Origin of the sequence: Nocardioides sp. Root151, assembly GCF_001427925.1 — a bacterium.
Lineage (GTDB): Bacteria > Actinomycetota > Actinomycetes > Propionibacteriales > Nocardioidaceae > Nocardioides.
Genome location: NZ_LMGG01000004.1, coordinates 979139 through 999488, shown reverse-complemented (window position 1 = coordinate 999488; position 20350 = coordinate 979139). Strand labels below are relative to the sequence as shown.

16 protein-coding genes and 1 riboswitch are annotated in these 20350 nt (G+C 69.6%); of the genes, 8 read left to right on the top strand and 8 right to left on the bottom strand.

From position 1 onward, the window contains the following. Window positions 1-732: an SCO2322 family protein gene (locus ASD66_RS13325; RefSeq protein WP_056678474.1), complete on the bottom strand. Its 732-nt coding sequence runs from the start codon at window positions 730-732 to the stop codon at window positions 1-3. Between the two features lie 105 nt (window positions 733-837). Then, window positions 838-889: riboswitch (cobalamin riboswitch) on the bottom strand. Between the two features lie 101 nt (window positions 890-990). On the opposite strand from ASD66_RS13325, the gene ASD66_RS13320 reads away from it, so the two are divergent. Beyond that, window positions 991-1251 (top strand): hypothetical protein, encoded by a 261-nt coding sequence (locus ASD66_RS13320; protein ID WP_056891193.1) that lies wholly within the window; start codon window positions 991-993, stop codon window positions 1249-1251. A gap of 472 nt (window positions 1252-1723) precedes the next feature. On the opposite strand, the gene ASD66_RS13315 is transcribed toward ASD66_RS13320, so the two are convergent. After that, window positions 1724-2491 carry an acyl-CoA thioester hydrolase/BAAT C-terminal domain-containing protein gene (locus ASD66_RS13315; protein ID WP_056891192.1) on the bottom strand — a complete coding sequence of 256 codons (768 nt, stop codon included), beginning with the start codon at window positions 2489-2491 and terminating at the stop codon, window positions 1724-1726. A 34-nt stretch (window positions 2492-2525) separates the two neighbouring features. Between ASD66_RS13315 and ASD66_RS13310 the strand changes: the two genes are divergently transcribed. From ASD66_RS13310 to ASD66_RS13290, 5 genes are all read left to right on the top strand, one after another. Beyond that, window positions 2526-3335 carry a thymidylate synthase gene (locus tag ASD66_RS13310; protein ID WP_056678465.1) on the top strand — a complete coding sequence of 270 codons (810 nt, stop codon included), beginning with the start codon at window positions 2526-2528 and terminating at the stop codon, window positions 3333-3335. Between the two features lie 82 nt (window positions 3336-3417). Continuing rightward, a complete protein-coding gene (locus tag ASD66_RS25280) occupies window positions 3418-4314 on the top strand; it encodes a dihydrofolate reductase (RefSeq protein WP_235530083.1) in 897 nt (298 codons plus the stop codon). A gap of 41 nt (window positions 4315-4355) precedes the next feature. Beyond that, the gene (locus ASD66_RS13300; RefSeq protein ID WP_056891191.1) at window positions 4356-5279 is read left to right on the top strand and encodes an LLM class F420-dependent oxidoreductase; all 924 of its coding nucleotides are present in this window, start codon (window positions 4356-4358) and stop codon (window positions 5277-5279) included. A gap of 79 nt (window positions 5280-5358) precedes the next feature. Then, the gene (gene dapA / locus ASD66_RS13295; RefSeq protein ID WP_056891190.1) at window positions 5359-6258 is read left to right on the top strand and encodes a 4-hydroxy-tetrahydrodipicolinate synthase; all 900 of its coding nucleotides are present in this window, start codon (window positions 5359-5361) and stop codon (window positions 6256-6258) included. 10 nt (window positions 6259-6268) lie between these two features. Then, a complete protein-coding gene (locus tag ASD66_RS13290; RefSeq protein ID WP_056678455.1) occupies window positions 6269-7957 on the top strand; it encodes a ribonuclease J in 1689 nt (562 codons plus the stop codon). An 87-nt stretch (window positions 7958-8044) separates the two neighbouring features. Here the strand turns inward: ASD66_RS13290 and ASD66_RS13285 are convergent, their stop codons facing one another. The 5 genes from ASD66_RS13285 to ASD66_RS13265 all read right to left on the bottom strand — a co-directional run bounded on the left by ASD66_RS13285 (window position 8045) and on the right by ASD66_RS13265 (window position 15271). Then, on the bottom strand, window positions 8045-8482 hold the full coding sequence (locus tag ASD66_RS13285) for a GNAT family N-acetyltransferase (protein ID WP_056891189.1): 438 nt from the start codon (window positions 8480-8482) through the stop codon (window positions 8045-8047). Further along, a complete protein-coding gene (locus tag ASD66_RS13280) occupies window positions 8479-9282 on the bottom strand; it encodes a class I SAM-dependent methyltransferase (protein ID WP_056891188.1) in 804 nt (267 codons plus the stop codon). The genes ASD66_RS13285 and ASD66_RS13280 overlap by 4 nt, the downstream gene beginning before the upstream one ends. Window positions 9283-9362: 80 nt before the next feature. Then, window positions 9363-12776: a thiol reductant ABC exporter subunit CydD gene (cydD, locus tag ASD66_RS13275; RefSeq protein ID WP_056891187.1), complete on the bottom strand. Its 3414-nt coding sequence runs from the start codon at window positions 12774-12776 to the stop codon at window positions 9363-9365. Further along, complete coding sequence (gene cydB / locus ASD66_RS13270; RefSeq protein WP_056891186.1) at window positions 12773-13792, bottom strand: cytochrome d ubiquinol oxidase subunit II; 1020 nt, start codon at window positions 13790-13792, stop codon at window positions 12773-12775. The genes cydD and cydB overlap by 4 nt, the downstream gene beginning before the upstream one ends. A gap of 9 nt (window positions 13793-13801) precedes the next feature. Further along, window positions 13802-15271 carry a cytochrome ubiquinol oxidase subunit I gene (locus ASD66_RS13265; protein WP_056678435.1) on the bottom strand — a complete coding sequence of 490 codons (1470 nt, stop codon included), beginning with the start codon at window positions 15269-15271 and terminating at the stop codon, window positions 13802-13804. An 83-nt stretch (window positions 15272-15354) separates the two neighbouring features. Here ASD66_RS13265 and ASD66_RS13260 point away from each other — a divergent pair, with 83 nt between their 5' ends. Continuing rightward, window positions 15355-15819, top strand: a complete 465-nt coding sequence (locus tag ASD66_RS13260; protein WP_082599482.1) for a BlaI/MecI/CopY family transcriptional regulator — start codon at window positions 15355-15357, stop codon at window positions 15817-15819. A 1-nt stretch (window position 15820) separates the two neighbouring features. Next, window positions 15821-16717, top strand: a complete 897-nt coding sequence (locus tag ASD66_RS13255) for a M56 family metallopeptidase (protein WP_056678428.1) — start codon at window positions 15821-15823, stop codon at window positions 16715-16717. Window positions 16718-16784: 67 nt separating this feature from the next. On the opposite strand, the gene ASD66_RS13250 is transcribed toward ASD66_RS13255, so the two are convergent. Further along, entirely contained in the window at window positions 16785-20174 is a 3390-nt protein-coding gene (locus ASD66_RS13250; protein WP_156388661.1) for an Ig-like domain repeat protein, read from the bottom strand. Window positions 20175-20350 lie beyond the last annotated feature (176 nt).

The following is a 20350-nucleotide window of genomic DNA, read 5'->3' as shown; positions in this document are numbered from 1 at the left end:
TCAGGCGGCTGAGCGGTTGCGACGGCTCAGGTAGAAGCCGCCGGCGAGGAGCACCACGATGAGGCCGCCGACGCCGAGCAGGACGCCGGTGTTGCTGTCGTCCTTGTCGTCATTGGCCTTGGACGAGTCGGAGGCGCCCTTGTCGTCGGAGGACGCGGTGGCGAACTCGACGTTGCCCTCGTCGGCAGGCGTTCCGGCGTCGGCCTTCTCGTCGGCGCAACCCGTGGCGGGGTAGCCGCTGATGCCGCACAGCAGCGGGCCGAACGACGACTTCTTGGTGCGCAGGTCGGGCGCTACTGCTTGGAGGGTCTGCAGGCCGTTGGCCTTCTCGGGCACGACGGCACACAGCGCCTCGGGCTGGGGGACCTCGGCGCCGTTGGCGTCGGCCTCGACGCCGTAGTCGATCAGCACGGCCACGCGCTTCTCGCCGGCAGCGGCCTCCTTGTCGCCGCAGACCGAGTCGAAGTTGACCGTCGCGAGGTCGGCGCGCGGGAGGTTGGGCTTCTTGAAGTCCGCCGGGGCTGCGTAGCGGTAGCCCTCGACGGAACCGTCGGCCGGCGTCGCACCGGCCGGTCCGGTCTCCTGGGTGACGAAGGCACCGTCGGTCACCGTGTAGTAGGCCCAGTAGCGGTAGACGTCGGCGGCGTGGGCGCTGCCGGGCGTGGCAGCGATGACCAGTCCGGCAAGGAACAGCGAGATCGCGGTGGCGATCGAGGAGCGGAGCGAACGCATGGGCGGGAGCCCTTCTTGATGAGTGGGGCACACGGAGCTGAACCGGACCCGGAGCGTCCGGCTCCCGATCCGCAGACCTCGACGGGTGGAGCCACCATCCCGTCCGGTGTTCCGGCTTTACGGCTGCGGGTCAGCGCCGGACTCTCACCGGCTTCCCCAGAGCGGGACGTGCAGTACGACGCGTTGCCGCGGGGTACCACGCCGAAATCTGCCACCGCCGCCCCCGTTCGTCAAAGATGGTCCGGCTAGTCTCACCCCATGGCAAACGTTCCCGAAGAGCCGCCGACCTTCAAGCCGAGCCCCCAGCCGCCCACTCCGTGGGTCTGGCGACTCGAGGACGCCACGGGCGCCGTGGTGGAGATCACCGGCGACCTGGCCGGCCAGACGTTCTCCAGCCAGGCGGACGCGGAGTCGTGGGTGGGGGAGTTCTACGCCGAGCTGGCCGCCGAGGGTGTCGACGCGGTGACCCTGTTCGAGGCCGAGCGTGAGGTCTACGGCCCGATGTCACTGCACGCCTGACCCTGCACGCCTGACGCGGTGCTGGTGCCCTGACTGTTCGGCGACACGCCGTACGGCGTTGGCCTGCGCGGGGTACAGGGAAGTTAAAGTGCAGAAATAGGTGAAGGGCCCTCGCAAGTATGAGTTGCAAGGGCCCTTCGTTTGACCGGTACCGGTGACGCAAACCGATCGACAGTCCTTTGTGTCCGGCCCCAGTGACTTCGTCACCCAGTCACTGCGTCGAGTTGCCCCGACGTGTGAACCTTGCTTCCGGACTGTCCCGCTCTTCCCGGAGGAAGTGCGTAGGCACAGTTCTATGTCGTGTGACCCGCGCCACGCAAGGGTTTCCGGGAACATTCCCTTGGTTCTACAGGTAATGCGCGTGTCGTCCACAGAGCCGGTGTGGGTTGTCCACAGAATCCCGACGTCCCTCCACAGGCAGCAGGTCGGCTGCGGTCGAACTGGCGACGGGTTGGCACGAACCGGCGACTGGTCAGCGGGCCAGGGCCAGCAGTGCGTCCAGGACCTGCTCGCCGTGCTCGCGCTCGGCGTCGGTGGTGCCACCGGGCGGCAGGTCGGCCCGCGGGACGGGTGCGACCTCCCCGGGGAGTACGACGCGGTGGCCGGCCTTCGGGTGGAAGACGTACGTCGTGTCCTGGCCGTGCCGGGACCGGCGCGAGACGATCTCCTCGCAGAACCGGCCCGCCGGCCAGACCCGGTCGTCCCCTCCGGCAGCGACGAGCACGTCGGCGTCGATCTTCTCGACCGGGATGGTGACCTCGTCACGCTGCCCGTTCAGCTCGGCCAGGCTGGCCTCGTGCAGGGCACACGTGTCGGCGAGGTCGCGTCCGGCCTGCTCGACGTACGGCACCCCGGGCAGGGGTTCGCCGTGCCAGGTCCACTTGGCATCGTGCACCGGCCGGTCATCGACCATGTCCGAGGTCTCCCACACGACGGAGGTGGGGGAGAGCGCCACGACAGCGGAGATGCGGATGTCGCGGATCGCCAGCAGCAGTGCGGCCTCCGCGCCGAACGACGTACCCAGGACGCCGATGCGACGGGCCTGCCCGGCGAGCCGGTCGAGCGGCTCCCGGAAGGTCTCCAGGGGGATGCGGCGGGGTGTGGCGGGCTGGCCGGGGCCGCCGAACCACTGGACCGGTTCGGCGGCGATGCCGTGGGAGCGGAGCACCTCGCACCGCTGCGTCTCGAGACGTCCGGAGGATCCGGAAAGGACCAGTAGTCCGAGTTCGGTGTGGGTCACCCATCCATGGAAGCACGCGTCGTAGGCTGCAGGGGTGCAGGCATACCTCGATCTGGTCCAACGTGTCCTCGACGACGGCGTCGAGAAGGACGACCGCACCGGCACCGGCACTCGCAGCGTCTTCGGGCACCAGATGCGCTTCGACCTCTCCGCCGGCTTCCCGATGGTGACCACGAAGAAGATCCACACCCGTTCGGTGTTCGCCGAGCTGCTGTGGTTCCTGCGTGGCGACACCAACGTGAAGTGGCTCCAGGACCGCGGCGTCACGATCTGGGACGAGTGGGCCGACGACAACGGTGACCTCGGTCCGGTCTACGGCTACCAGTGGCGCTCCTGGCCCACGCCCGACGGCCACCACGTCGACCAGATCAAGCAGGTCATCGACCAGATCCGCACCAACCCTGACTCCCGCCGCCACATCGTCTCTGCGTGGAACGTCGCCGACATCCCCGAGATGGCGCTGGCGCCGTGCCACACGATGTTCCAGTTCTACGTCGCCCCTCAGGACGACGGGCCGGGCCGTCTGAGCTGCCAGCTCTACCAGCGCAGTGCCGACGTCTTCCTGGGCGTGCCGTTCAACATCGCCTCCTACGCCCTCCTCACCCACATGGTGGCCCAGGTGGCCGGGCTCGAGGTCGGCGACTTCGTGCACACCCTCGGCGACGCGCATCTCTACTCCAACCACCTCGACCAGGCCCGCCTGCAGCTGACCCGCGAGCCGCGCGCGCTGCCGACGCTGCACCTCGACCGCTCGGTGACCGAGATCGACGGGTTCGACCTCGACCACATCTCGATCGAGGGCTACGACCCGCACCCGGGCATCAAGGCCCCCATCGCCGTATGACGCGACGTCACCCTCGCCGAGCAGCTCACACACGAGCCGTGGATTCTTGATGCGCGAACCGGCAGTTCTTGATGCGCCAATCGTGGATCCTTGCGGTGCCGACCGGCGCGTGGTCATGGTGGCGGCGTACGCCGGCAACCGGGTGATCGGCAACAAGGGCGAGATCCCGTGGCGCATCCCCGAGGACTTCGCGCACTTCAAGCGGGTCACCCTCGGTCACACCCTGGTGATGGGGCGGGCGACGTACGACTCGATCGGCCGGCCACTGCCCGGGCGTACGACGATCGTGGTCACCCGCGATCGTGACTGGACCGCCGGCGAGTACGCCGACCAGGTGCTGGTCGCGCACTCGCTCGAGGAGGCCTTGGCCCTGGCCACCGGCCAACCCGGCGACACCGTGATCGCAGGCGGCACCCAGATCTACGAGCAGGCGATGCCGCTGGCCACCCATCAGGTGCTCACCGAGATCGACCTCGAGCCCGAGGGCGACGCGCACTTCCCCGACTTCGACCCGGCCGAATGGGCCGAGAAGGAGCGGGTCCCCGGCCCCGGGCTCGACTGGGTCTGGTGGGAACGCATCGCGCCGCCGCCCACGATCGAGGTGGCGGCGGTCGCCTTCGTCCGCGACCGGCAGGTGCTCACCGTCCGCAAGCGAGGCACCGACAGGTTCATGCTGGTGGGCGGCAAGTTCGAGCCGGGGGAGGCGCCGATTGATGCCGCCCGTCGTGAGGCGGAGGAGGAGGTCGGACTCCGGCCCGGCGAGCTGCTTCCGCTCGGCAGCTTTCTCGCGCTGGCCGCCAACGAGCCCGGTCACCTCGTGCAGTCCGACGCGTTCCTGACCACGCCTGACGCCGAACCGGTGATCGCCTCCGAGATCGAGGAGATGCGCTGGATGGGCCTCGACGACGCGTACGACGACCTCGCGCCGCTGCTGGAGCACCACGTGCTGCCGTTGCTGCGCGAGCGCTTCCCGGCCTGAGCGCGCCACGTCCGTTGGGGCACGCATGACAGGGTGAACGCATGGAACTCCGTGTCTTCACCGAACCCCAGCAGGGCGCGACGTACGACGACCTCCTGAAGGTCGCCCTGGCCGCAGAGCGACTCGGCTTCGGAGCGTTCTTCCGCTCGGACCACTACCTCGGCATGGGCACCGAGGGCCTGCCCGGCTCCACCGACGCGTGGACCACGCTGGCCGGCCTGGCCCGCGAGACCACGACCATCAGGCTCGGCACCCTGATGACGTCGGCGACGTTCCGGCACCCCGGCCCGTTGGCGGTCCAGGTGGCGCAGGTCGACCAGATGAGCCGAGGGCGGGTCGAGCTCGGCATCGGGGCGGGCTGGTTCGAGGCCGAGCACTCGGCGTACGGCATTCCCTTCCCGTCGACGAAGGAGCGGTTCGACCGCTTCGAGGAACAGCTCGCGATCATCACCGGCCTGTGGGCGACGCCCGTGGGGGAGCGGTTCTCGTACGACGGCGCCACCTGGCCGATCACCGACTCCCCGGCGCTGCCCAAGCCCGCGCAGGCGAAGCCGCCGGTGCTGATCGGCGGCCTCGGCAAGCGTCGTACGCCGGAGCTGGCCGCGCGCTACGCCGACGAGTTCAACCTGCCGTTCGTCGACGAGGAGACCACCGCGACCCAGTTCGGCCGCGTCCGCGCAGTGTGCGAGGCGATCGACCGCGACCCCGCTTCGCTGCACTGGTCCAACGCGCTGGTGCTCTGCGTGGGCCGCGACGAGGCCGAGATCAAGCGGCGGGCCGAGGCGATCGGTCGCGAGCCCGACGAGCTCCGTGAGAACGGCCTGGCCGGCACGCCTGACGAGGCGATCGCCAAGATCAAGCGCTTCGAGGCGCTCGGCGCGGAGCGGATCTACCTGCAGGTGCTGGACCTGGCCGACCTCGACCACCTGGAGGTCGTGGCCGCCGAGGTCATGCCGCACGTCTGAGGTCTCGGAGACCAGCCTCACGTCCCATGGCGGTCGGGTCGTGCGTGGAGTCCGGGCCGGGGAGCGATAGCCTGTCCCCATGACCTCCGCTGCCCCCGACGCGCCCTTCGGTCGCGTGCTCACCGCGATGGCCACTGCGTTCCACGACGACGACTCCGTCGACTTCGAGGGCACCCAGAAGATCGCCAAGCACCTGGTCGACAACGGCCACGACGGCATCGTGGTCTCCGGCACCACCGGCGAGTCGCCGACGACCACGGTCGAGGAGGACGGCCAGATCCTGGCGGCGGTCCGTGACGCGGTCGGAGCCGACATCAAGCTGGTGGCGGGCGTTGGCACCAACACCACCGTGCACTCGATCGAGCTGGCCAAGCAGGCCGAGAAGAACGGCGCCGACGGCCTGTTGCTGGTCACCCCCTACTACAACAAGCCGTCCCAGAAGGGCGTGCTCCACCACTTCACGCAGGTGGCCACGGCCACCGACGTGCCGGTGATGCTGTACGACGTCCCGGGTCGCACTGCCACCCAGATTGCCCTCGAAACCTATGCTGAGGCGATCAAGATCAAGTCGGTCATCGCGGTGAAGGACGCGGTCGGTGACTTCGCACGCGGGGTACGCCTGCGCGAGCTCGGCTACGCGGTCTACTCCGGCGACGACATCGCCAACCTCGGCTGGTTGGCCCATGGCGCCGTCGGCGTCGTCTCGGTCGTCGCTCACGCTGCCGGCAACGAGACCAGGGCCCTGGTCGACGCCTACCTGGCCGGCGACACGGCTGAGGCCCTCACCATCTTCACGCGCCTGCTCCCCGCGATCGACGCCGTCATGGGCGTCCCCAACTACGGAGCGACCACCGCCAAGGCAGCACTTCAGCTGCTCGGCGTCATCGACAACCGGCATGTCCGCAGCCCCCTCGTCGAACTCGACGACGACGAAGTCGCCGCACTTCGCACCGGGCTCGCGGCCTCCGGTCTCATCTGAGGAGCACCCTTTGAGCCATCCGCACCCCGAGCTCTCCGCACCGCACGACCTGCCGGAGGGTGGACTGCGGATCACCCCGCTGGGCGGCCTCGGCGAGGTCGGACGCAACATGACGGTCTTCGAGTACGACGGCCGCCTGTTGATCGTCGACTGTGGCGTCCTGTTCCCCGAGGACCACCACCCCGGCGTCGACCTGATCCTGCCCGACTTCGAGTCCATCCGTGACCGCCTCGACCAGGTCGAGGCGCTCGTGCTGACCCATGGCCACGAGGACCACATCGGTGCCACGCCGTACCTCCTCCGCGAACGCGGCGACATCCCGCTGGTCGGCTCCGAGCTGACCCTGGCGCTGCTCGGCTCGAAGCTGCGCGAGCACCGCCTCCGCGAGACGGTGCACCACGTGGTCAAGGAGGGCGACACGATCACCTTCGGGCCGTTCGACCTCGAGTTCGTCGCGGTCAACCACTCGATCCCCGACGCGCTGGCCGTGGCGATCCGTACCGGCGCCGGTCTCGTGCTGCACACCGGCGACTTCAAGATGGACCAGCTGCCGCTCGACGGCCGGATCACCGACCTCAACGCGTTCGCCCGGCTCGGTGACGAGGGCGTCGACCTCTTCATGACCGACTCGACCAACGCCGAGGTGCCCGGCTTCACGACGACCGAGAAGAGCATCGGGCCGGTGCTCGACAGCGTCTTCCACAAGTCGCGCGACCAACGCATCATCGTGGCCTGCTTCGCCTCCCACATCCACCGCGTGCAGCAGGTGCTCGACGCCGCGGTGGCCCACGGCCGCAAGGTCGCGTACGTCGGCCGCTCGATGGTGCGCAACATGGCGATCGCCAAGGAGCTCGGCTACCTCAAGGTGCCGCCGGGCGTGATCGTCGACGCCAAGGAGCTGGCCGACCTCGCGCCGCACAAGCAGGTGTTGATCTCGACCGGCTCCCAGGGTGAGCCGCTGAGTGCCCTGTCGCGGATCGCCCAGCGCAATCACAACTTCGTGCACATCGAGGAGGGCGACACCGTCGTCCTGGCTTCGTCGCTGATCCCCGGCAACGAGAACGCTGTCTACCGGGTGATCAACGGACTCGCCCGGTGGGGCGCCAACGTCGTGCACAAGGGCAACGCCCTCGTCCACGTCAGCGGCCACGCCAGCGCCGGCGAGCTGCTCTACTGCTACAACATCGTGAAGCCGAAGAACGTGCTGCCGATCCACGGCGAGATCCGGCACATGCGCGCCAACGCCGCCCTGGCCCGTGAGACCGGCGTCGAGAACGTCGTCATCGCCGAGGACGGCGTCGTGGTCGACCTGATCGACGGCAAGGCCGAGATCGCCGGCAAGGTGCCGTGCGGCTACGTCTTCGTCGACGGCACGTCGGTGGGCGACATCACCGAGTCGTCGCTCAAGGACCGCCGCATCCTCGGCGAGGAGGGCTTCATCTCTGTGATCGTGGTCGTCGACTCGCAGTCCGGCAAGGTGGTCAGCGGCCCCGAGATCCACGCGCGTGGCTTCGCCGAGGACGACTCGACGTTCGACGCGATCAAGAAGCCGATCATCGACGCGCTCGACAAGGCGATGGCCGAGGGCGTCAACGACAGCCACCAGCTGCAGCAGTCGATCCGCCGGGTCATCGGGCGTTGGGTGAGCAACAAGCACCGCCGCCGTCCGATGATCGTCCCGGTCGTCATCGAGGCCTGACCGCGTCGTCAGGACGTCCTGCGTCGTGGTTGCCCCGGCAGCCGGAACGCAGGACGTCCCGAGCTCCGTCCTGCGTTTCGCCCTGGGTCAGAGCGCGCGCTGGTAGCGGATGAACCCGCGGTTCTCGGCCACCTTGTCGTAGAGCAGCCGCGCCGTCGCGTTGGTCTCGTGTGTGTGCCAGTAGAGCTTGGCGCAGCCGTGCGCGGAGGCCCACGCGGCGACCGCCTCGATCAGCGCCCGCGCCACACCCTTGCCGCGTACGTCGGAGGCGGTGAAGAGGTCCTCGAGGTAGCAGACGTCGTCACCCCAGGTGTCGGCGTGGGTGAGGAAGTGCGTGATGCCGACCAGCCGTCCGTCGATCCGCGCACCGAGGGCATGCAAGGTGTCGTCCGCGGCGAACGCCTCCCAGTTGCGGTCGTAGACCTGCTGGGGCAACGCCGACTCGTAGAACTCGAGGTAGCCGGTGAACAGGGACTCCCACTGGGCGCGGTCTCCCGCCTCCAGGGGGCCGACGGTGACGCTCATGCCTTCTCTCCTTCGGCCAGCAGTGCGGTTGCGGGAAACACCAGGTCGTCGCCGTCGAGCAGGTCGCGGCTGAGGTCGTCGTACGACGCGCGCAGGCGGGCACGCGCCTCGTCAGGTTGTGACTGCACGGTCCTGCCGATGACGCCGATGCCGGCCTCGATCCCGCGCCAGAAGTCGTCGGGGTGGATCCGCCAGCGGATCGCGACCTCGGTGACGGAGGCATCGGCCAGGCCGGCGTCGTCGCAGAGCGCGGCGACGCCTTCAGGGGAGCGCTCGAAGTCGAGGTGCGGCGGCAACATGTCGGAGGGCGGGGGAGTCACCCCTTCCTCCGCCAGCACGCGGGCGAACAGCTCGGCCTGGACCGTGGGGCCTGAGGGCCACACGGTGAAGAGCACCCGGCCGCCGGGTCGCGCGACGCGCGCCAGCTCCGCCACTCCGGCGCGCGGATCGCCCACGTGGTTGATCACGAAGTTGGCGATCACGACGTCGAACAGCCCGGTCCGGAACGGCAACTCCGGCAGCCCGGCACGAATCAGGTTGGTGCCGTCGGGCAGAGCGTCCCGTGCGATCGCCAGCATGTCCGCGTCCGGCTCCGTGGCGGTCAGCCGGACGCCGGTCTCGACGAGCCGGGCCGACAACAGGCCGGTGCCGGCTCCCACCTCGAGCACGTCGCAGGCACCTGGGACGGCCGTGCGCTCGAGGACGGCCGGGATGGTGCCGGCGCAGTAGTGCGCGAACGTGTCGGCGTAGGCGCCGGCCAGGCCGGACCAGTGGCGGGATCCGCGGGTGTCGGTGGTCATCGGCGCCACCCTAGTGCCCTCCAGCGGTGGCCCTGCGTCGTTCAACGGACCTGTTACGACGCTGGGCCACCGCGGAGCGCTCAGCCGGCCACCCCGACGGGCGCCTCGGCCGCATCGCCCAACCGCACGACGTGATCCATCGCGTCGAGGCCCACGGTGTCGTGGGTGATCCAGACCAGGCTGCGGCCGGTGTTGGCGGCCAGCAGGTCGGCGGCCACGGCCCGTGCGGTCGCGGTGTCGAGGTGAGCCGTCGGCTCGTCGAGCACCAGCACGTTGCGGCGGGCGAGGACCGCGCGGGCCAGGCCGATCCGGGCGCGCTCGCCACCGGAGACCTCGACCCCGCTGTCGCCGATGCGGGTGTGCAGGCCGTCGGGGAGGGTGTCGATCCAGTCGCCCAGGTGGGCCGCGCGCAGGGCCAGCTCGACCTCCAGGTCAGTGGCTGCCGGCTCGGCCAGGCGTACGTTCTCGACGACCGTGGACCCGAACAGGTACGGATCGTCGTCCAGCAGGCCGACCACCCGGCGTACGTCGTCCCCGGCGAGGTCGGCGACCCGCACCCCGTCGATCGTGTGCGTGCCGGCGGTGACCGGCAGCAGCTTCATCAGCGCGAGCGCCAGGGTCGACTTGCCGGAGCCCGAGGGACCGGTGACGCCGACCAGCGCGCCGGGTGGGAGGTCGAGGGACAGGTGTCGTACGGCGTCCACGCCCTCCTGCCAGGAGATCGAGGCGTCGGCGAGGGTGACGGTGTGTGTCGACTGCGGAAGTGGCGCGGCGACCTCGGGGTCGACGACGGCCGGCGGCGTTGCGGTGAGTGCTGTGAGGCGCTGCTCGGCGGCCCGGGTGCGCACCCAGAGGGCCCCGGCGTCGGCCAGCGGCGACGTCACCTCGGCGAGCGCCAGGGGGAGGAGCATGAGCAGGGCCAGCATCGGGCCGCTCAGCCGGCCCTCGGCCATCGCCGGGGACCCCACGACGGCCACGGCCACCGTGCCGAGACCGGCGCTGAGCAGGGCGATCGAGCGACCACGTGCGACGCCAGTGGCACTGGCCCGGGAGTGCCGGGCGAGCTGCGTCGCGGCGCGGTCCACCCGGTCGAGGGTCGTCGTGCCTGCGCCCCAGAGCACGAGCTGCCTGGCCGAGCCGACCACGTCGGACGCGCGACGGCCGACGTCGGCGCGCGCCTCGACGAAGCCTGGCTCGTGCCGTCTGGCACCGGCCCAGCCGATCACGAGTGAACAGCTGCCACCGATGAGTGCCACCGCCAGCACCGGCGCCACGGCGCGTGGCAGCACGATCCAGGCGAGCATCCCGGACAACACCGAGACACCCAGCCAGGTGGCCAACGGCAGACGGACCCGGAGCAGGTGGTCGAGACGCGCGTCGACGTCGTCGACGACCCCGGTGAGCACATCGCCGTGGCGGCCCAGTCGGCCGGGGACGAGCGGGATCAGCTGCTCGAAGATGCGACTCCTGCGGCTGGCCAGGGTGCGTAGGGCGAGGTCGTGGCCCAGCAGGCGTTCGACGTAGCGCAGGGCCGGACGGGCCAGGCCGAACGTGCGGACTCCGACGATCGCGACGGTCAGCATCAGCACCGGTGGCTGCTCGGCGCTGCGGGCGATCAGCCAGCCGGCCGTGGCGGTCAACGCGACGCCCGACGACGCGGCGAGCGTGGCCAGGACGACGACGAGCGCCCACCTGAGGGCAGTGGGCACGGGGATGCGTGTGGACCATCCGGCAGCCCCGACCGGCTGGGCGGGCGCAGCGAGTTCGCCCTCTGACGAGATGCGCCGACCTGTCGCCAGTTCGCGCCGACCCGTCGCCAGTTCGGCCGCCGGCACTCGAGCGAGCGGCCCGAGGTCGATGACCTGGTCGGCAATGTCGACCACCGCGTCCTTGTGCGCGACCACGATCACCGTGCTGGTCTCGGCCAGCAGGCGGATCACATCGAGCATGGTGCGCTCGGTGTGCGCGTCAAGATGCGCGGTCGGTTCGTCGAGCACGACGTACGGCCGTGCAGCCAGCACCACCCGGGCCAGCCCGAGCCGGGCGCGCTGTCCGGCGGAGAGCCCGAGGCCCTCCTCGCCGAGCCGTGTCCCGAGTCCGTCGGGCAGGTCCGCGACGCACTCTGCGAGGTCGACGGCGGCGAGTGCGGCGTACAGATCCGCGTCGCTGGCCTCGGGCCGGCCGATGCGGAGGTTGGCCGCGATCGTGTCGGCGAACAGCCAGGGGCGCTGTGGCAGGTGGGCGACGCGACCGCGCCACGCCGTACGGTCGACCGCCGACAGGTCATCGGGTCCGACCCGAACCATGCCGCCGGCCAGCGGCAGCTCACCGAGCAGCGCCTCCACCAGCGTGCTCTTGCCGCAGCCCGAGGGCCCGACGATCGCGGTGATGGTTCCCGGCAGCAGGCGGGCGGTCAGGCCGCTCACGACCGGTTCGTGGTCGGGCCAGGCCAGCGCGACCTCGTCGAGTCGGATGGTCCGGGGCGAGCCATCAAGAATTGCCGGTTCGGGCATCAAGAATCCACGGTTCGCGGCACAAGAGTTGCCGGTTCGTGTGAGGGAGGAGATGGCGTCGAAGGTGGCGGTGCCCTCGGCGGCGGCGTGGTACTCGGCGCCGACGCGACGCAGCGGCCAGTAGGCCTCCGGCGCCAGGAGGAGTACGACGAGCGCGGTCCGGAGGTCCATCGACCCACCGGCGAGACGCAGCCCGACGCTGACGGCGACCAGCGCCACCGAGATGGTCGCGATCAGCTCGAGGGCGGCCGACGAGGCGAAGGCCAGCTTGAGCGTGTCTGCAGAGGTGCGCCGGTAGCGCTCGGTCACGGCGCGGATCTGCGGCACCTGTGCGGAGGCCCGGCGGTGCGCGACCAGCGTGGGCAGTCCGCGCACCACGTCGAGGAAGTGACCGGCAAGGGTGCCCAGCGCCTGCCACTGCCGGTCGGCCCTGTCGCGGGTGGTGAGACCGATCAGGATCGCGAAGACCGGGAGCAGCGGCAGGGTGAGCAGCACGATCAGCGCGCTGAGCAGGTCCTGCGTGGCGATGGCGGCAAGGGTCAGCACCGGCAGCACGGCGGCCAGCACCAAGGCCGGCAGGTAGCGGGTGAGGTAGGGCTCGACGGCGCTCACGCCGCGGGTGGCCAGGGTGGTGAGCTCGCCGCGACGTCGCCGGCCGAGATCACCCGGCGACAGGCGCAGGGTCGCCTCGAGGACCAGGCGCCGCAACCGGTTGCCCACCCGACCGGCGGCCCGGCTCGCCGCCGTGTCGACCAGCAGGCCGACGACGGCTCGGGCGGCCGTGATGCCCGCGAACCACCAGGCAGCCCGGTGCCAACCCTCACCCGACGGGGAGGCGAGGACCCCGGCGACCAGGGCGGCACCCGCGAACGCCTGCGCCACGACGAGGGCGCCGCCGAGCGCACTGGCACCCACGACCACCGCCAGCGGCAGCCGGGCCGGACGCAGGTGAGGCAGGACCCGCGCATCGAGTGGCCTCACGACGCGGCCGTCTCGGGAGCCGGTGTCGGGATGTGGTACACCGCGATCCGCTTGCGGAACACCCAGTAGCTCCACGCCTGGTAGCCGATCACGAGCGGCGTGAACATCACCGCGACCCACGTCATCACCTTCAGGGTGTACGCCGTGGCCGCTGCGTTCGTCGACGTGAGGGAGAACGCGGCGTCGGTGCTCGAGGGCATCACGTCGGGGAAGAGCGCCAGGAACAATCCGGTCACCGCGAGGCCGATGGTGACGAAGGTGCCCGTGAACGCCCAGCCCTCGCGGCCGCGAGCCGCCGCCACCAGTGCCGCCAGCAACGTGAGGGCCGCGACGGTGAAGGCGACCGCGCTGCCCGTCGTTCCGCTCAACGACTGGGCCCAGAGCATGAACATGACGGCGACGACGGCTGCGCCCGCGCCGAGGCGGCAGGCGAGCGCCCGCGCCCGGTGCCGGATCTCGCCGTCGGTCTTGAGCGCCACGAACATCGCGCCGTGGGTCAGGAAGAGCAGGGTGGTGGTCAACCCGCCGAGAAGGCCGAACGGGTTGAGCAGGGTCAGCACGGATCCGGTGAACTCGTGGTCGGCGTCCAGCGGCACACCGCGCAGGATGTTCGCGAACGCGACACCCCACACGAATGCCGGCACCAGCGAGCCGTAGATGATCGCCCGGTCCCAGTTGGCCTTCCACTGTGCCTCCGGCCGCTTGTGGCGGTACTCGAAGGCCAGGCCGCGCACGATCAGCGCCACGAGAATCACCAGCAGGGGCAGGTAGAACCCGCTGAACATCGTGGCGTACCACTCCGGGAACGCGGCAAACGTGGCGCCGCCGGCGACCAGCACCCACACCTCGTTGCCGTCCCAGACCGGGCCGATCGTGTTGATCATGACCCGGCGCTCGGTGTCGTCGCGGGCCAGCACCGGCAGCAGCATGCCGACGCCGAAGTCGAAGCCCTCGAGGGTGAAGTAGCCGATCCACAGGACGGCGATCAGGATGAACCAGACGGTGGTGAGTTCCATGGTCGTCTCCTAGTAGGCGAACGTCAGGGGTGCGTCGTCGTCGGAGCCGTCGGAACCGCTCGACGGTCCGCGCAGGCTCGGGTCCGGTGGCTCGACGAACGGCTCGGCGCCGGCCTTGGCGTACTTGACCAGCAACCCGAACTCGATCACCGCCAGCACTGCGTAGAGCGAGGTCAGCACGATCACCGAGGTCAGCGCCTCGCCGACCGAGACACCGGGGGAGACCGCGTTGTCGACGGTCATCAACCCGTAGACCACCCAGGGCTGGCGGCCCATCTCGGTGAAGATCCAGCCGAAGGAGTTGCCGAAGACGGCCAGGAACGGCAGCGACAGCGCAAGCACGCCCCACCACTTCGAACGCGGACGTCGTCCGCCACGCATGACCCAGAGCAGCAGGGCGGCGCCGGCGGCAGCCGACATGCCGAGCCCGATCATGAAGCGGAACGACCAGTAGGTCACCGGGATCACCGGCACGTAGTCCTCCGGGTGGTAGTACGTCGCACCGGGGTCGGTGCCGTACTGCTCGGCGTACTTCTCGCGCAGCGGGTTGATCCCCTCGACCTTGCCGTCGAACGTGCCGGTGCCGAGGAACGAGAGCAGGCAGGGCACGGTGACCGCGAACTTCTCGTGCCGGCCGTCCGGCGTACCGACGGTGAAGACCGAGAACGGCGCGCACGACTCGGAGGTCTCGTAGAGCCCCTCGGCGGCGGCCATCTTCATCGGCTGCACCTCGGTCATCACCTTGCCCTGCAGGTCGCCAGTGATCGCCACGCCGACCCCGGCGACGAGCACGATCCACGCACTGATGCGGGCGCCGGTGAGGTAGACCGGCCGGTCCTCGTCCGGCGTACGGCGGCGCAGGTAGAGCCACGCGGAGATGCCCAGCACGAACGCGCCACCGGTCAGGTAGCAGGCGGTGATCACGTGCGGGAACGCGACCACCTGCACCTTGTTGAACATCACCGCCCAGAAGTCGGTGAGCTCCGCGCGACCCGTCTCGGGGTTGTAGGTGTGGCCGACCGGGTGCTGCATCCACGAGTTGGCGGCCAGGATGAAGTACGACGACAGCAGGGTGCCGATGTGCACGATCCACATGCAGGCGGCGTGCATCCAGCGGGGGAGCTTGTCCCAGCCGAAGATCCACAGGCCGAGGAACGTCGACTCCAGGAAGAAGGCGAGCAGTCCCTCGATGGCCAGGAACGAGCCGAACACGTCACCGACGAAGCGCGAGTAGTCCGACCAGTTCATCCCGAACTGGAACTCCTGGACGATGCCGGTCACGACGCCGATCGCGAAGTTGATCAGGAAGAGCTTGCCGAAGAACTTCGTCAGTCGCAGGTACGTCGGGTTGTTCGTGCGGATCCACATCGTCTCGAAGATCGCGATCATCGCGGAGAGACCGATCGTGATCGGCACGAACAGGAAGTGGTAGACGGTGATGATCCCGAACTGCCAGCGTGCGATGTCGACGACGTCCATGCGGGTGACTCCCTGTTCTACGACAACGAGTAGTAGGTACTACCGAGCGTAGTACGACTGGAGCCGTAGGTACAATCGTTTCCATGCCCGCAGCGAAACGACGCGCCGTCGCCCGCCCCACGTCCGGCGAACCCTCACGCCAGCGCCAGGCCGCCCGGCCGCCTTCACGGTTGGGTGACCTCGAGCGTGCGGTGATGGAGGTGCTGTGGTCGCGACCCGAGCAGGAGTCGTGCACCGTGCGCGAGGTGCACGCCGAGCTCGCCGGCACTCGCGACATCGCCTACACGACCGTGATGACCGTGCTCGACCGGCTGGCCAAGAAGGACGTCGTGCACCAGGAGCGTGACGGTCGGGCGTACCGTTACCGCGCTGCCGCGTCCCGGGGCAGCATGACCGCCGAGCTGATGCGCGAGACGCTCACCGACTTCGGCCGTGACAGCCGCCAGTCCGCGCTCGTCGCCTTCGTCGAGGAGGCCAGCGCCGACGACATCGCGGCCCTCAAGCAGGCCCTTGCCGAGCTCTCGCGGGTCGACTCGGCCGACTCCTGACATGACCACCCTGGTCCTGGGTGCCCTGGCCGTGCTCCTCGCCGGCCCGGTGCCCTCGCTGATGGCTCGGTGGCACGTGCTGCGTCGCACGCCGCGGGCCGCGATGCTGCTGTGGCAGAGCGTCGCGCTCGGCGCGGTGCTCGCGGCGGTCGGTGCCGGGCTCTCCCTGGTCACCGACCACGCGTGGCGCCAGGAGCCGAGCGTGTTCGGCTTCGTCGTCGCCGGAGTCGCGCTGACCCTCACGGTCATCGTCGTCGGCCGACTGCTGCTCAGCGGACATCAGGTCGGTACGACGCTGCGCGCCCTGCGCCGGCGGCACCGCAGGCAGCTCGACCTGCTGTCGTACGACGGCCCGGGGGCGCGTGTCCTCGAGCACGACGTGCCGGTGGCCTACTGCGTGCCGGGCATGAACGGCGCCCGGGTCGTGGTCTCGGCCGGGGCGCTCGATCGCCTCGAGACCGGCGAGGTGGAGGCGGTGCTGGCCCACGAGCGCGCCCACCTCCGGGCCCGGCACGACCTGGTGCTGGAGGCGTTCAGCGTGCTGCATCGCGCCTTCCCGCGCTGGGTCTCGAGCGAGGCGGCGCTGGCCGAGGTGCAGCTGCTGGCCGAGGTGCTCGCCGATCGTGCGGCGGCCCGGGTCTCCGGTGCCATGCCGTTGGCCCGTGCGTTGGTCGCCCTCGCCGAGGGGCGTGCCCCTGCGGCGGCTCTCGGTGCGTCGGGAGTGGCAGTCGGCGGGAGCTCCGCGGCGAGTGGTTCGAGCCTGGTCACCAGGGTCACGTTGCTGCGCGACGTGGGGGAGCACCGCTTCCAGGCCACGTTGCTCGTGGTGGCGGCGTCCGGCGTGCTCGCCCTGCCGACGGCGTTCGTCGTCGTCCCGTGGTTCAACTCCCTCGCCTGAAATGCCACGTGGCCCCGCCGGACGAATCCGGCGGGGCCACGCGCCAATGCGTCAGGCCGTCATGCGGTCATCGAGTGACCGTGATGACGAAGGCCCTTGCGCCGGCCGCCACGGTCGCCGAACCGGCGTACTTGGCGGTCAGCTTGTTCTTGCCGATCACGAGCTTGGAGCCCGCGACCCTGATCGTCGCCCTGCCGGAGCTCAGCGTGGCCGAGCCGAGCACCTTGGCACCCTTGACGATCGTGACCTTGCCCGTCGGCGAGACGCCGGCAGCCTTGACCGTCACCGTGACGGTGCTGGTCTGGGCCTTCCGGATGGTCGACGGCTTGGCCGTCGCGCTGACCACGCCCGTGGCCTTGGCAACCGTCACGTCCAACGTTGCCGTCGACTCGCTGAAGTTGTCGTCACCGGAGTAGGTGACGGTCAGCGTGTGCTTGCCGACCGACAGGGTCTTGGGCAGGGCGATCGATGCGGCGGCGATGCCGTTGAGCGTGGCGGTGCCGAGCTCGGTGTCGCCCTCGGTGACGGTGACGTCACCGGTGGGGATGTCGTCGCCGATCGAGGTGACGTTGACCTTCACCGAAGCCGCCGTGCCGTACTTCGGCTTGGCCGGTGAGACGGTCGCGGTGATGTCCGCGGCGATCTCGCAGGTGAGCACCTTGATGTCGTCGACGTACCAGCCGTCGACGCCGCCGCAGCCGTCGCGGCCGATCGCGAACTGGAGCTTGACCGAGTCGCCGGCCGAGACACCGGCCGCGGCCAGGTCGATCTGCGACTCGCCCCAGCTGCCGAACGGCGTACCCGGGTCGGTGCCGGTGAAGCCCGGCTCGCCGGCCAGCGGGTTCGTGTTCTGCTCAGCCACCGTGGAGATCTGCAGGGGACCGTTGAAGGTGAATGCTTCGGCCGGAACCGGCACGAACTCCCCGTCGTTGACACTGATCCGCACGTTGCCGCCGTCGAAGCCGGTCTCCGTCGCGATGTAGTGCTCGAAGGTCATCCGCGGCGCCGAGGCGTCGTCCGGAATCGCGATCGCGTCACTCGTCATGTAGTTCGCACTGGAGATGTCGTTGTCGGCGCAGTCGCCCTGGTCGGGGGTGTTGCCCTTGGCCACCGAACCGGTGTGGTCACCGCGGTACTCCGAGGTGGTCGCCCAGTCGGCCGGGTCCGGGTAGGGCCCGTTGACGGACTCGCCGGAGAGGGTCCAGCCGTCCATGCCCGACTCGAAGTCCTCGGAGAAGATCTCCTGGGTCTCGAAGCCCTCGCCACACACGGCCGGGGCGTTCGGGTCGAGCAGGGGCTGCCAGCCGCACTGCTCGGTCGGGTCGAGGCGGAACTCGACGGCCTTGGTCATCGCCGCGACCTGTGCGCAGTCGTCGGCGGTGATCTTGTCGTAGTTGACCGTCGAGTCGTTCTCCCGCGTCGAGAGCTTCTTGATCGCCTTGTTGGTCAGGTCGGCGCAGGAGGCCTCGAGCGAGTTGGCGTGGTCGGTGAAGTTGCTCACCGGCGTCTGGTAGACGGTCATCGCCTGGTAGTAGATGGCTGCTGCCTTGTCGAGGCCGAGGCCCTTGACCGTGGTGCCGTTGTAGGTACCACCGTCGACCAGCAGCGCGTAGCCGTGGTTCACGACGCCCGAGTTGCCGTGGACGCCACCATTGTCGTCGGTCGAGCAGTGGTACTCGGCGTCGGACACCTTGCCGGGGTCACCGGCGCAGGTCGGCATCCACATGTCGCGGATCGCGCCACCGAAGGCGGTCGACTTCTCACCGACCAGCCAGCGGTAGGACTCGTTGGTCTCGGCCGAGCCGGAGAGGCGGATCGTGCCGTTGACCGGACCGGTTGCACCGCTGATGCGGTTGGCGTCGTCGTGCGAGATGCCGATGACCGGGATCTCGAGGGGTTCCTCGAGTCCGCCACCGGGACCGAACGGGCCGCCACCGGGCGAGTTGCCGATGATGACGCCAGCAGCACCGGCGTCCAGGGCGTTCTGCGCCTTCTGGGTGAACGCGCAGGTGCCGCGGTAGACGAGGGCGAACTTGCCCGACACGTCGGCCGCGTTGGTCAGCGACGAGCACCCGTCGTTGGTCGCAGGCCCTTCGGGGTTGGCCTCGTCAGTGGCAACAACGATGTCGTTCGTGAACCCGGTGGTGTCCGGAACGGCTGCCCAGGCTGCCGGACCGGCGAGGCAGATCTTCTTGACGTCGGCCGGGCTGTTGATCACCAGTTGGACGGCGCGCGGACCGTTCTCGGCGCAGAGGCCGACGGTGCGGTGCTTGGTGAGGTCGCCCTCGCCCTCGTCCTCACGGTTGTTGATCAGGTCGACGGTCTCGCCCCAGATGTCGGAGTAGCCCTCGTTGAGCGCACCGGACTGCCACTGGTAGATCAGGCCGTGGGTGTACTCGGTGTAGGCGTGGCCCCACTCGTGGGACACGACGTCGTCGGACGTGACGCCGTCGCAGTAGTTGGTGGTGATGCCATTCCAGTTGGCGTTCGGGCACGCGATGGCGGGGTCGTTGTTGATCGTGCGCATCGTCGCGCCGTTGCCGTCGTAGGAGTCGCGGCCGAAGGAGTTCTTGAAGAACCAGTAGGACTCGCCGGTGGAGCGGACGAGGTTCTCCTGGTCGGTGTTCAACGTGCCGGGGAGGTCGTCGCCTTCCTTCCAGACCAGGGTGAGGTCGCGGTTCGCGTCGGCTTCGTAGAGCTCGCGGTCCAGGGCGTTGTCGACCGTGGAGTAACGGTTGACGACCTTGCCGGTGTCGGCGTTGAGGAAGACCATGTCGCGCACGTTCTTCTCGTTGGTGACCTCGACCTGGTAGACCAGCTGGCTCTTGCCCTTGACGCCCTGCACCAGGCCGCTTCGGTAGACGAGCAGCGTGGCGGCCTTGGCCTTCACACCCGTGGTGTTCGACTTGCCATCGGACGTCGGCGGCTGCGCCTTGACCAGGGTGACCGCGCGCTTGCCTGCCTCTGCCTCGGTGATCTTGGGGGTCACCGAGAGGTTGAGGTCGGGCACTGCCTCGCCGTTCACGCTGGTGAGGTCGCCACCCTTGTCGACGAACGCCCGGACCAGGGTGCCGAACACGGGCACACCCTTGTACTCCTGGACGTAGGCCACGCTCGTGCCGAGGTCGTTCTTGGCGATGCTGTCGCGGACCAGCTGGCCACGCGGGGCACCGAACGCCTCGGCGTACTTGTCGAGGTAGGCGTCGGCCTTCGCGGCCGGTGTGCCGTTCTGGGTCGGCATGAGGTCGCCGCCGCGAGCGGCCCGGACGAAGCCGACCTTGCCGGTGGCGTCTTCAGCGCTGATCTTGGTGGAACCGTCAGCGGTGCTGCGCATCTGCTGGACCAGGGACTTGTCGTCCTGGGCCGGCACGGGTGAGGCGGTTGCGCTGAGCCCTGGGACCGCGGCCAGGCCAGCCCCGACGACGGCTAGGGCGATGCCCTGCCTGAGGAACTTCACGATGGTGCCCTCCAATAGTCATTCCGAGGTCAGGGCGGGGGTGTGCCCATGACCTGCGTCACACTAGAAGTTGTGGCTACCAAGGTCTAGAGCGCACAGAAGATTCCGCATAACGGGTTGGTCACCGTTGAATCTCCCGGACGCCGGACGCTCCCTCCTTCGGCTCGACACAGCGG

Excerpts from the sequence above, each read along its gene's own strand:
- ASD66_RS13255 (WP_056678428.1), top strand. The coding sequence starts at position 15,821 with ATGACCACCCTGGTCCTGGGTGCCCTGGCCGTGCTCCTCGCCGGCCCG.
- ASD66_RS13280 (WP_056891188.1), bottom strand. The coding sequence starts at position 9,282 with ATGACCACCGACACCCGCGGATCCCGCCACTGGTCCGGCCTGGCCGGC.
- ASD66_RS13325 (WP_056678474.1), bottom strand. The coding sequence starts at position 732 with ATGCGTTCGCTCCGCTCCTCGATCGCCACCGCGATCTCGCTGTTCCTT.
- ASD66_RS13320 (WP_056891193.1), top strand. The coding sequence starts at position 991 with ATGGCAAACGTTCCCGAAGAGCCGCCGACCTTCAAGCCGAGCCCCCAG.
- dapA (WP_056891190.1), top strand. The coding sequence starts at position 5,359 with ATGACCTCCGCTGCCCCCGACGCGCCCTTCGGTCGCGTGCTCACCGCG.
- ASD66_RS13265 (WP_056678435.1), bottom strand. The coding sequence starts at position 15,271 with ATGGACGTCGTCGACATCGCACGCTGGCAGTTCGGGATCATCACCGTC.
- ASD66_RS13260 (WP_082599482.1), top strand. The coding sequence starts at position 15,355 with ATGCCCGCAGCGAAACGACGCGCCGTCGCCCGCCCCACGTCCGGCGAA.
- cydB (WP_056891186.1), bottom strand. The coding sequence starts at position 13,792 with ATGGAACTCACCACCGTCTGGTTCATCCTGATCGCCGTCCTGTGGATC.
- ASD66_RS13300 (WP_056891191.1), top strand. The coding sequence starts at position 4,356 with ATGGAACTCCGTGTCTTCACCGAACCCCAGCAGGGCGCGACGTACGAC.
- ASD66_RS13285 (WP_056891189.1), bottom strand. The coding sequence starts at position 8,482 with ATGAGCGTCACCGTCGGCCCCCTGGAGGCGGGAGACCGCGCCCAGTGG.